The sequence below is a fragment of the Glycomyces tenuis DSM 44171 genome, from assembly GCF_000427885.1.
Taxonomy (GTDB): Bacteria; Actinomycetota; Actinomycetes; order Mycobacteriales; family Micromonosporaceae; genus Glycomyces; species Glycomyces tenuis.
Genome location: NZ_ATYW01000002.1, coordinates 234,715 through 246,056, shown reverse-complemented (window position 1 = coordinate 246,056; position 11,342 = coordinate 234,715). Strand labels below are relative to the sequence as shown.

The 11,342-nt window shown below is 71.6% G+C and carries 9 protein-coding genes; 4 read left to right on the top strand and 5 right to left on the bottom strand.

Annotation, left to right across the window (positions count from 1 at the left end):
• Positions 1-17: 17 nt before the first annotated feature.
• The 3 genes from YWW_RS0103730 (at position 18) to YWW_RS0103720 (ending at position 4,424) form a co-directional block, all read left to right on the top strand.
• The gene (locus YWW_RS0103730) at positions 18-2,381 is read left to right on the top strand and encodes an HAD-IC family P-type ATPase (protein WP_211228414.1); all 2,364 of its coding nucleotides are present in this window, start codon (positions 18-20) and stop codon (positions 2,379-2,381) included.
• Between the two features lie 191 nt (positions 2,382-2,572).
• The gene (locus YWW_RS0103725; RefSeq protein WP_026929041.1) at positions 2,573-3,532 is read left to right on the top strand and encodes a daunorubicin resistance protein DrrA family ABC transporter ATP-binding protein; all 960 of its coding nucleotides are present in this window, start codon (positions 2,573-2,575) and stop codon (positions 3,530-3,532) included.
• A gap of 34 nt (positions 3,533-3,566) precedes the next feature.
• A complete protein-coding gene (locus YWW_RS0103720; protein ID WP_026929040.1) occupies positions 3,567-4,424 on the top strand; it encodes an ABC transporter permease in 858 nt (285 codons plus the stop codon).
• 93 nt (positions 4,425-4,517) lie between these two features.
• Here the strand turns inward: YWW_RS0103720 and YWW_RS0103715 are convergent, their stop codons facing one another.
• The 3 genes from YWW_RS0103715 to fdxA all read right to left on the bottom strand — a co-directional run bounded on the left by YWW_RS0103715 (position 4,518) and on the right by fdxA (position 9,321).
• Positions 4,518-7,520, bottom strand: a complete 3,003-nt coding sequence (locus YWW_RS0103715) for an ATP-binding protein (RefSeq protein WP_051325338.1) — start codon at positions 7,518-7,520, stop codon at positions 4,518-4,520.
• 359 nt (positions 7,521-7,879) lie between these two features.
• Positions 7,880-8,995: a succinyldiaminopimelate transaminase gene (gene dapC / locus YWW_RS0103705; RefSeq protein ID WP_026929038.1), complete on the bottom strand. Its 1,116-nt coding sequence runs from the start codon at positions 8,993-8,995 to the stop codon at positions 7,880-7,882.
• 5 nt (positions 8,996-9,000) lie between these two features.
• A complete protein-coding gene (gene fdxA / locus YWW_RS0103700) occupies positions 9,001-9,321 on the bottom strand; it encodes a ferredoxin (protein ID WP_026929037.1) in 321 nt (106 codons plus the stop codon).
• A 97-nt stretch (positions 9,322-9,418) separates the two neighbouring features.
• Here fdxA and YWW_RS28160 point away from each other — a divergent pair, with 97 nt between their 5' ends.
• Positions 9,419-10,339, top strand: coding sequence for a GNAT family N-acetyltransferase (locus YWW_RS28160; RefSeq protein WP_155829883.1), 921 nt, complete (start codon positions 9,419-9,421; stop codon positions 10,337-10,339).
• Here the strand turns inward: YWW_RS28160 and YWW_RS33715 are convergent.
• Both YWW_RS33715 and YWW_RS0103685 read right to left on the bottom strand, forming a co-directional pair.
• Entirely contained in the window at positions 10,336-10,821 is a 486-nt protein-coding gene (locus tag YWW_RS33715; RefSeq protein WP_051325336.1) for a hypothetical protein, read from the bottom strand. The genes YWW_RS28160 and YWW_RS33715 overlap by 4 nt on opposite strands.
• On the bottom strand, positions 10,818-11,237 hold the full coding sequence (locus YWW_RS0103685) for a hypothetical protein (RefSeq protein ID WP_026929036.1): 420 nt from the start codon (positions 11,235-11,237) through the stop codon (positions 10,818-10,820). Before YWW_RS0103685 ends, YWW_RS33715 begins: the two co-directional genes overlap by 4 nt.
• Positions 11,238-11,342: the final 105 nt, after the last annotated feature.

Sequence of the window (11,342 nt, the reverse complement as noted above, 5' to 3'; positions counted from 1 at the left end):
TCGCATAAGCTGGCGGCGTGACAACACCCATGCTCGCCGGCAATCGCGGCCTCACCGCGGCGGAGGTAGCCGAGCGCGTCGAGGCCGGAGCCGTGAACCAAGCCAAGCGGCACACGAGCAGACCGCTGTCGGCGATCCTGCGCGCGAACTTCTTCACGCCGGTCAACGCGCTCATCGGCGTGCTCGCGCTCATCGCCCTGACCTTCAGCGACTGGAAGCAGACGCTGTTCGCCGGCGTCATCCTCGCCAACATCGCGATCGGCACCATCCAGGAGCTGCGCGCCAAGCGGACCCTCGACAAGCTGTCGCTGGTCAACCAGGCGAACGCGAGGGTCGTCCGCGACGGATCGACCGTGGAGATCGACCCGGCCGAGATCGTGCGCGACGACCTGGTCGCTATCGTCCCCGGCGACCGCATCGTCGTCGACGGGCCCGTGGTGGAGTCCAGGAACCTCGAGATCGACGAGTCGCTGCTGACCGGCGAGGCCGACCCGGTCGCGAAGGCGCCGGGCGACCAGGTGCAGTCGGGGTCGTTCGTCGTCGCCGGCACCGGCGTGTTCCGGGCCGAGAAGATCGGCGCGGACTCCTACGCGGCGAGGCTGGTCGAGGAGGCGAGCCGCTTCAAGCGGGCGAACTCGCAGCTCCAGACCGCCATCAACCGCTTCATCAAGCTCATCTCGTGGCTGATCATCCCCGTCGCGACCCTGCTCATCATCAGCCAGCTGGCCGACAACGAGAACTGGCAGGACTCGATCGTCTCCACCGTGGCCGGGATCGTGCCGATGATCCCCGAGGGCCTGATCCTGCTCACCTCCGTCGCGTTCGCCGTCGGCATCATCCGCCTCGGGCGGCGGCAGTGCCTCGTGCAGGAGCTGCCCGCCATCGAGGGCCTGGCCCGCGTCGACGTGCTGTGCCTGGACAAGACCGGGACGCTCACCGAGGGCGGCATGGACGTCGAGGAGATCCGGGCGGCGGGCGACGAGGCCTCGGAGGCGCTCGCGGCGCTCGCCGCCGCCGACGACAGCCCGAACCCGACCATGCAGGCCGTGTCGGACCACCTCCGCGAGAACGGCACGGTCGACCCCGGGTGGCGGGTCATCGAGTCGATGCCGTTCTCCTCGGCGCGGAAGTGGAGCGGGGTGCGGTTCACCGACCACGGCACCTGGCTGCTCGGCGCGCCCGACGTCCTGCTGTCCTCCGACGACCCGATGGCACTCGAGGCCGACATGCTCGCCGCCCAGGGCCTGCGGGTCCTGGCACTGGTGACGGCCGAGGAGGCGTCGACGACCGGCGGCGCGAGCGGCATCACCCCGAAGGCGCTCGTGGTGCTGCGGCAGCGGCTGCGGTCCACGGCGGCGGCGACGCTGGAGTACTTCAAGGAGCAGGGCGTCGCGATCAAGATCATCTCCGGCGACTCCCCCGCCGCGGTCGGCGCGGTGGCCGCGCAGCTCGACGTCGACGGCGCGGGCGACACGGTCGACGCGCGCCGCCTGCCCGAGGACCCCGACGAGCTCGCCGAGATCCTGGAGAACAACACGATATTCGGGCGCGTCCAGCCGCACCAGAAGCGGGACTTCGTCAAGGCCCTCCAGGCGAAGGGGCACACGGTCGCGATGACCGGCGACGGCGTCAACGACGTCCTCGCGCTCAAGGACTCCGACCTCGGCATCGCGATGGGCTCGGGCTCGCCGGCGGCGCGCTCGGTGGCCCAGGTGGTGCTGCTCGACGACGAGTTCGCGACGCTGCCGCACGTGGTGGCGGAGGGCCGCCGGGTGCTGGGGAACATCGAGCGCGTCTCGAACCTGTTCCTGACCAAGACGGTGTACGCGATCGCGCTGGCCATGTTCGTGGGCGTCGGCGCGATCATCGCGTGGATCGCCGGCGGCGACCAGCTGCCGTACCCGTTCAACCCGCTGCATCAGAGCCTGCTGAACATGTTCACGATCGGCATCCCGGCGTTCTTCCTGGCGCTGGCGCCGACCTTCGACCGGGCCAAGCCGGGCTTCATCACGCGGGTGATGCATTTCGCGATCCCGGCGGGGCTGGCGTGCGCGATCCCGACGTTCATCGTCTACCTCGCGTCGCTGAACCACGGCGGGCCGCGCATCGACACGCAGACGACGGCCGGGATCACGCTGTTCTCGATCGCCCTGGCGGCGCTGGCGATCGTCGCCAAGCCGTACACGCTGTGGAAGTTCGTCCTGGTGGCGGCCTGCGGCGCCGCGTTCCTGACGGTCCTGTCCATCCCGATCCTGGCCGACTTCTACGAGCTGAAGCTGCCGGGCGCGTGGAACACGACCGCGGCGCTCATCGCGATCGCCTCCGGCATAGCGGCCCTGATCCTGTGGCTGGTGGTCCGCCCCAAACGCCACGCCGTGTAAGCGAAGCGCGGCACCGCTGCCGCCGCGAGCGGTGAAACCGAGCGGGGAAGGCGCGGCCTCCCCGCTCGGGTCGCTCTTGGAAATGTGTCCTCGGACACTGCTACATCTGATGTAGCGGGTCGAGCGGGCACTTGTGTCGGAGGTGTAGCGCCTACTGGGTGAGAGCTGAGAAACCCACCCAGGAGGCCATCATGACGAACCGCGACACCGCGATCCGAGCCGAAGGGCTCGTCAAGCACTTCAAGGACATCAAGGCCGTCGACGGCGTCGACCTGACCGTCCCGGCCGGGACCGTCTACGGCGTGCTCGGCCCCAACGGGGCCGGCAAGACCACCACCGTCAGGATGCTGGCCACCCTGCTGCGTCCCGACGCCGGCACCGCGAGCGTCTTCGGCCACGACATCACCACCGACGCCGCCGCCGTGCGCACCCAGGTGAGCCTCACCGGCCAGTACGCCTCGCTCGACGAGGACCTGACCGGCGTCGAGAACCTGGTCCTGCTGTCGCGCCTCTACGGCTACGCCAAGCCCGCCGCGCGCTCCCGCGCCGAGGACCTCCTCGACGCCTTCGGTCTCAGCTACGCGGCCGGCAAGCAGGTCAAGTCCTACTCGGGCGGCATGCGCCGCCGGCTCGACATCGCCGCCTCGATCATCATCACCCCCAAGCTGCTGTTTCTCGACGAGCCCACCACCGGGCTCGACCCGCGCAGCCGCAACCAGGTGTGGGAGGTCGTCCGCACGATCGTCGGCGAAGGCACCACGGTCCTGCTCACCACCCAGTACCTGGAGGAGGCCGACCAACTGGCGGGCCGCATCGCGGTCATCGACACCGGCAAGGTCATCGCCGAGGGCACCCCCGGCGAGCTGAAGTCCTCCGTGGGCGCCGGCTCGATCCGGCTGCGGCTGCACCACTCCGACCAGCGCGAGCACGCGCAGCGGGTCCTGGCCGAAGCGCTCGGCGCCGACGTCGAGCTCGACGACGACCCGGTGGCGCTGACGGCGCTGCTCAAACCCGGCGAGGACACCGCCACGCAGGGCTCGCACGCCCTCGGCGAACTCGCGCGGGCCGGCATCCTCGTCGACGACTTCTCGCTCGGCCAGCCGAGCCTGGACGAGGTCTTCCTCGCCCTGACCGACCGTGTCGACGCCTGAATCCCTCGAAGACGTTAAGGAAAGGAAACCGATCATGGCCTTCACCGAGACCAAGACCAAGTCAGACCCGGATGCCCCGGCGCCGGTTGAGAAGGACCGGCTGCGCAAGCTGCTGGCGCAGAGCGAGCGCCCCGCGGCGCCGAGCGCTTGGGCGGCGGCGCGGACGTTCGGCTGGCGTTCGATGCTGAAGATCAAGCACGTGCCGGAGCAACTGTCCGACATCCTGGTCTTCCCGATCCTCATGCTGTTGATGTTCACCTACCTGTTCGGCGGCGCGATCGCCGGCGGCACCGGTGACTACCTGCAATTCCTGTTGCCGGGCATCATGGTCATGAGCATCGCGATGACCACCATGTACACCGGCATGTCGGTCAACATCGACATCCAGAAGGGGGTGACCGACCGGTTCCGGACGCTGCCGATCTGGCGGGCCGCTCCGATGGTCGGCTACCTGCTGGCGGACGTGTTCCGCTACGCCGCGGCAGGAGTGATCATGTTCGGCACCGGCATGGTCATGGGCTACCGGCCCGCGGGGGGCGCCGACGGCGTCCTGCTCGGCATCGCGCTGCTGCTGGTGTTCGCCTTCTCCTTCTCGTGGCTGTGGACCTGGCTGGGCGTGATCACCCGCTCGGAGAAGACGGTCATGTCGATCTCGATGTCGATCATGTTCCCGATGACCTTCCTGTCCAACGTGATGGTCGACCCCTCGACGATGCCCGGTTGGCTCCAGCCGATCGTGAAGAACACGCCGATCAGCCAGCTCGTGGACGGCGTCAGGGGCCTGTTCGACGGGAACGTCCAGTCCGGCGCGGTCACCACCACGCTGATCTGGTGCGCGGGCTTCATCGCGGTGTTCGGCTTCCTGACCGTCAGGGCCTACAACCGGAAGTGAACCACCACTGAACAACACCCGGCGAGGCCGGGCGGGGGACGCCCCGCCCGGCCTCACTGCCGTTCGGAGGGCCCGGGGTCCGGAGGCGCCGCGTCACAGGCGCCAGGACGGCGCCTCGCCGTCGGGCCGGTAGGCGCAGCTCGATCCGGTCGCGATCGCCGTCCGCAGGTGCTCGGCCAGCGCCGGGTGGCTTCCCTCGATCTTCTTGAGGGTGTTGCGGATGCGGTTGGTGACGCTCTTGCGGGCCCGTTCGGCGTTGTCGCCCAGGCGCCTCGACCGGCCGCCGAGCCCGGTGGCGGCCTTGAGCTGGTCGATGAGGGCCTGGCGTTCGGCGTCGAGGACGGCGGCCCGGGCGTCGTCGCCGAGCGCGACGGCGGTGTCGATCTGCTCGTCGAGCGCTTCGAGGTGGTCGCGGTAGCGGGCGCGGGCCTCGGCGTCGAGGAGGTCGTCGCCGCCGAGCCTGGCGTCGGCGGCGAGCGCCTCCCCCGCCTCGGGGTCGAGCAGTTCGGCCGCCGAGACCTCGGCGTGGGGTCGCTGCAGCAGGCGGTGCAGGTCCGCGAGGCCCTTGGTGTGCGGCAGGTGGACGGTGCGGCCCTCGTACCGCAGGGTCCAGGTGGCGCCGTCGCGGCGGAAGACCTCGCCGGTCTCGGCGGGGCCCGGCTCGGGGACGAGCACGGTGAGGGCGGCGGCGTCCTTGCGGGCGCGTTCGGCCCACGGCCGGGCGTCGAGCCGTTCGGACTGCTCGATCGCGGCCTCGAAGTGCTTCGCGGCCTGGGCCGGGTCGCCCGCCGCGGCCGCGAGCGTCCCCAGCCAGTAGCTGATCGGCCCGTTGACGCTGGTGCCCCAGAGGGCGATGAGCCATTCGCCTTCGTGGGGGCCGAGGCGTTCGCGCAGCCGCGCGATCATCTCCGTGTCCCCGTCGGCGACGGCGAGCTCGGCCTCGAACCGCAGCAGCAGCGATTCCCAGGCGCCGTACAGCTCGGGGCCGTCCTCGAGCCGCGAGTGGACGGCGCGGGCGTAGTCGAGGTCGCCGCGCCGCAGCGCGGTCACGGCGGTGAGCAGGTCGGCGTGCCAGCCGCCGCCGAAGGCCGCGCCCCACACCTCCGGCAGCACCTCGGGCGCCTCGCCGCGCGCCATTCGCAGCTCCCACTGCACGTGGCGCAGCATGTGCGCGTGCATCGGGTCGTCGCCGGCCAGTTCCAGGGCGGCGCCGAGGCGCGCCTCGGCGTCCTCGAACCGGCCCTGGACCATGTCGACGATGGCGCCGTCGACTTGGATCGCGCCCTGCCAGCGCTCCAGGTCGCTGTCCTCGGCGAAGGCGCGGAAGCGGGCGAACTGGGCGCGGTAGCCCGGGTCGCCCTGCTCGAGGAGCACGATCCACCCGAGGGATTCGGCGTAGAGGCGCATCTCGACATCGCCGGTGCGGCGGGTGACCTCGCCGAGCTCTTCGACGATGGCCTGCCGTTCGGCGGCCGTGCCCGGCCCCCAGTTGACCGAGTGCGCGGCCCACAGCCCGAAGGCGAGGTCCTCATCGGATCCGCCGTCGCGGGCGGCCAACATGTATCGGTACAGCAGCCGTCTGGTCAGCTCCTCGTGGTCGAGGCCGGGCTCGGCGGCCTCACCGGTGAGCCCGGCGTAGGCGATCGACTTGAGGCGGACGAGCTCGTCGACGCGCTCGGTCTGCGGCACCTCCATCGCGGCCCTGGTGAGCAGCATCGGGTCGCCGGAGTCCTCGGCCTCGATCAGCGCCTGGTCGTAGAGGGTGCGGGCCTCGTCGGTGCGGCGCATCCAGTTGACGGCCCCGGCCAGGTCGAGCCGCAGCAGGACCCTCCTGCGCACCATAGCGGGGGTGCAGCGCTCCAAGGCGCGGCGGAAGTACTTCTCGGCGCCGCCGACGGCGAGGCAGCCGTTGGCCTCGGTGCCGGCGCGGGCGAGGAATTCGACGGCGGTCTCGGGATCGAGGTCCTCGCCGGCGAGCCAGGCGTGGTGGGCGATCTCGGTGGTGAGCATGAGCTTCTGGAGCGACTCGTCGGCGACGAGCGCGCGGACGATGCAGCCGTGGTGGTGGGCGCCCTCCTCCTCGCTCATGCTGCGGTACAGCGTCTCGCGGACCAGGTCGTGGACGAAGACGTAGCGGTCGCGTTCGCGCCGGATGAGCCTGGTCTGGCAGGCGGCGTCGAGCGCGGACTCGATCCGGTCGACCTCGATCCCGGCGGCCTGGGACATGACGGCGGGGTGGAACTCCCTGCCGCCGACGGAGGCGAGCGTGAGCATCCGCAGCAGCGGCTCGGGCAGCTGGTCGATGCGCCGCTGGAGGGCGTCGCGCATCCCGGCGGTGGTGGCGTCGACCCGCTGCCCCGAGGCCCACAGCTGCGCGGTCTGCTCGACGAAGAACGGATTGCCGCCGGTGCGGCGGGTGATCTCGGCGAGCACCTCCGGTTCGGGGACGGCGCCGACGGTGGTGCGGACGAGCTCGGCGACGCCGTCCTCGTCGAGGCCGTCGAGCGCGATGACGGTGGCCTTGGCGACCATGGAGAGCATCCGGGCGCGGAGCCGGTGGCCGGGGTCGATCTCGGAGTCGCGGTAGGTGGCGGCGAACAGGACCCGCTCGAACCAGGTGTGCTGGGCGGCGAACTTGAGCAGTTCGACGCTGCCGGCGTCGGCGAAGTGGAGGTCGTCGAGGACGACCAGGAGCGGCCTGCGGTGGGAGGCGGCGATGAGCAGCTGGGTGATCGCGTCGAACAGCTCGAACTGGTCGGGCAGGGCTCCCTCGGCCTCGCCGAGGAGCGCGCCGACCGCGGGCGCGCCGGTGGGCAGCTCCCTCCAGGCGTCCTCGCCGAGCTGGCCGCGCAGGGAGCGCAGCACCTGGGTCCACAGCCAGTACTCCGGGACGGCCTCGGACTCCCATGAGGTGGCGAAGGCGACGAGCATGTCGTCCCGGTGGCCCGCGGCGACGCCGGTGACGAGCGTGGACTTGCCGATGCCGGCCTCGCCGGTGACCAGGGCGAGGCCGCCGTGGCTGGCCACGGTCCGCTCCACCGCCGCGCGCAGGGTCGCGGCCGGGTGGTCCCGGCCGATCAGGAGCGAGTCTGTCATTTCACCAGTGTGGCCCGAAGCTCCGACGAAACGCCAATGCGTTCGCCGACGTTGTCGAGAATGACGCCGATGTGACCCTGACGAGCGGTACCGACCGTATTCCTCCGGTGCATTTCACCGAAAGGTCACGTCCCTCCGGCCGTGCATGGAGTCCAGTCGGAGCAGACGACTCGCGGCGCCGACGGTGCCGGACGTCGCCGCGATGCTCGAGGTAGGCGAGACGGCTCTGGCCACGGTGCAGGGGGCCGCGCCACCGGTGGAGGACCCCGTGGCGCCGGAGCCGCAGGAACCGGTGGGTTAGCCGGAAGCGAAGGGCCCGCGGCCTCCGGCCGCGGGCCCTGTCGTTCGTCTCCGGCGCCTCAACCGAGGCGTCCGGCGGCCGCGGCGACGGCCTTGTCGGTGGCGGTCATCGCCACCCGCACGTGCTCGGCGCCCTTCGCCCCGTAGAACTCGCCGGGAGCGGCCAGGATGCCGCGCTCGGCCAGCCAGGCCACCGTCGACCAGCAGTCCTCGCCTCTGCTCGCCCACAGGTACAGGCCCGCGTGGGACTCGTCGATGCGGAATCCGGCGGCCTCGAGGCCCGCCCGCAGGGTCGAGCGCCTGGACTCGTACCGCAGGCGCTGCTCGATGGCGTGCTCCTCGTCCTGGAGGGCCGCGATCGTGGCCCGCTGGACCGCCCAGGGCACCATGAACCCCGAGTGCCGGCGGATCTCGAGCAGGTCGGCGATGATCGCCGGGTCCCCGGCGAGGAACGCCGAGCGGTACCCGGCCAGGTTCGACCGCTTCGAGAGCGAATGCGCGGCGAGCAGCCCGGTGAGGTCGCCGTCGTTGACCGCGGGGTCCAGGACCGACACCGGCGGGCGGTCCGGGTCCCAGCCGAGCGTGTGGTAGCACTCGTCGGAGGCGAGCACGACGCCGTGCTCGCGGGCCCAGCGCACCAGGCCGCGCAGGTGCTCGGCGGAGGCGACCGCGCCGGTGGGATTGGTCGGGTAGTTGATCCAGGCCAGGCGGAGCCTCCGGCCCGCGGCGTCGCGCGGGTCGGCCACCGGCAGCGCCTCGGCCTTCGCCAGCAGCGCACCGATCTCGTAGGTGGGGTAGGCGATCTCGGGGTAGGCGACCGCCTCACCGGGCCCGACGCCGAGCTGGGCGGGCAGGTTCGCGACGAGCTCCTTGGAGCCGACGGTGGGCAGGACCGCCACTTCCGGCCCGACGCCGGTGTGGCGGTGCAGCCACGACCGGATCGCCTCGCGGAGCTCGGCCGGGCCCGCCACGGTGGGGTAGCCGGGCCGGTCGGCCGCCTCGCACAGCGCCTGCCGGATGGCGGGCGCGACCTCGTCGACGGGCGTGCCGACCGACAGGTCGACCAGGCCCTCCGCGTGCGACGCCGCGAGCTCCTTGAACGGGGCCAGCCGGTCCCAGGGGAACTCGGGGAGCCCGCGCGCGGGCGAGGCGCTGTGGAGACGGCGGTAGGCCACCGCGGCTACTCCTCTTTCTTCGGCTGCCCGGCCACGAAGGGGTCGTCGCGGTCGATCTTGCCGACCTTGGAGGCGCCGCCGGGGCTGCCGAGATCGTCGAAGAAGTCGTAGTTGGCCTTGGTGTAGCCGTCCCACTCCTCGGGGACGTCGTCCTCGTAGAAGATCGCCTCCACCGGGCACACCGGCTCGCACGCCCCGCAGTCGACGCACTCGTCGGGGTGGATGTAGAGCATCCGGTTGCCTTCGTAGATGCAGTCGACCGGGCACTCTTCGATGCAGGCCTTGTCGAGCAGATCCACGCACGGCTCGGCGATGATGTAAGTCACGAGTCGTCCTTCCTACGGCGCGCAATCGGGCGGACTGCGCTGCGATGAGCGTAAAGCGTATTCGTTGTAGTAAACCCGAAGGTAAGGGGTGCACCAGATGCTGGGACCCGAGCACATCGGTCGCCGAGTGGTCGTCAGGAGGCGCTTGGCGGGCGCCGCCCCCGGTCGCCGGTTCAGCGACGTCATCGGCGAGCTTATCGAGATCGACGCGGCCCGGCTGCGGGTGCTGCCCCCCACAGGGACGATTGTCACCGTGGAAGCGGCGGACGTCGTGGCGGCCAAGCCGGTCGGGCCGAAGCCGACGCCGTTCTCGGAGATCCTCGGACTGGAGCGGCTGCTGGCCGCCAGCTGGCCCGCCGTGGAATCGGCGGAATCGGGCGGTTGGCTTCTACGCTACTCCTACGGCTACTCGAGGCGCGCGAACTCCGTGCTCGCGCTGACCGAGCCGGACGCGGGCCTGGACGCGGCGCTCGCCGAGGCCGAGCGCTGGTACGCCGAGCGGGGCGCCCGGCCGCTGATCGCGGTGGCGCTGCCGCTGTCCCGCCGCCTCGACGAGGCGCTCGCCGCGCGCGGTTGGCGGGCCGAGGCCGAGACCGCGGTGCTCACCAAGGCCGCGGCCGCGGGCGAGCGGTCGGGCGAGGCGGTCATCGCGCACGAGCCGAGCCCGGAGTTCTTGGAGCAGGTCGGGCGCGGGCGGCCGGAGGCCGCGGCGACGGTCCTCGGCTCGGGCTCGAACCGGGCGTACGCCGAGATCAGGCGCGGCGGCGCCGTGGCCGCCCGCGGCCGGGCCGCGCTCGAGGGCGACACCGCGGCGGTCTCGGCGATCGGCACGCTCCCGGAGCACCGGAGGCGCGGCCTGGGCGGCGAGGTCCTGGAGGCGCTGACGGCGTGGGCCGTCGGCGCCGGGGCGCGGCGGATCGCCTTGCAGGTCGAGACCGACAACGCGGAGGCGCTCGCCTGGTACGGGCGGCTCGGCTTCGCCGAGCGCTACCGGTACCACTACCGGGCGAAGGCTTAGGCGCGGGCCGGGTTGGCCTTCCGCTCGAAGGCGATCTTGGTGGCCTTGAGTTCGCGGCCGTAGTGGTCGACGCCGAGCGCCATCACGATGAGGTAACCGACGAACGCGCCCACCACGAGCGACACGAAGTAGAGCAGCACCTGCGAGAAGATCCCGTCGAGCGAGGGGAACTCGTCGCCGGCCAGGAGCGGGTTGACCAGGACCGCGAACAGGGTCGTCACCACGAAGACGGGCAGCAGCTCGGGCACGATCTCCTGGCGGCGGCGGCGCACGCCCCACCAGATGCCGGCGATCATCGCCACGCCGATCATCGACAGGTAGGTGGTCGTCGCGACGACGTCGAAGACCTGGGTCGCCGCGTCGGCCTCGTCGTAGATCCGCACCGCGATGAACCTCCCGACGAGGTTGGCGGCGATCAGCGCCAGCGCGAAACCGTAGATCGAGGGCCAGTGAGGCATGAGGATCCGCTTGAAGAGTTTCACTGCCGGATCTCCTTCGCAGGTTCGTCAGGGGTGGGCGCTGCGGCCCGTACCGGACGAAAATACCGCCACAGCGAGACCGCGATACCGGCGGTCCCCGCCAGGAGCAGCGCGTAGCCGTTGGTGCTGCTGACGATCACCAGCGAGCCGCCCTCGGTGGGCATCGAGGCGGTCAGCACGACGGCGAACCAGGCGACCGCGGTCAGCACCACCGCCCAGCGGGCCCGTACCCACCACACGGCCAGCGACGCCAGCGCCCAGTTGAGGGCGAAGGCGAGCACCCCGGCCAGCGGGACGGCGGTGGCGCCGACGTGGAAGGGCACCAGGAACGACTCGACGAGGGCGGCGAGCACCGCCGCGGCGACGGCGACGACCGCGCCGCCGACGCGGATCGCCGTCTCGGTTCCTCGCTCTGGCACGGATGCGATCCTACGGCAGCGCCGCACGCGCCCCGTTCGCCATAGGCGGCACAGTAAGAGAGCCGACGGCGCGGCAGAACGGCGTTCGTCCGCCCCGGATTGGGA

Excerpts from the sequence above, each read along its gene's own strand:
- YWW_RS0103725 (WP_026929041.1), top strand. The coding sequence starts at position 2,573 with ATGACGAACCGCGACACCGCGATCCGAGCCGAAGGGCTCGTCAAGCAC.
- YWW_RS0103720 (WP_026929040.1), top strand. The coding sequence starts at position 3,567 with ATGGCCTTCACCGAGACCAAGACCAAGTCAGACCCGGATGCCCCGGCG.
- YWW_RS0103715 (WP_051325338.1), bottom strand. The coding sequence starts at position 7,520 with ATGACAGACTCGCTCCTGATCGGCCGGGACCACCCGGCCGCGACCCTG.
- YWW_RS28160 (WP_155829883.1), top strand. The coding sequence starts at position 9,419 with ATGCTGGGACCCGAGCACATCGGTCGCCGAGTGGTCGTCAGGAGGCGC.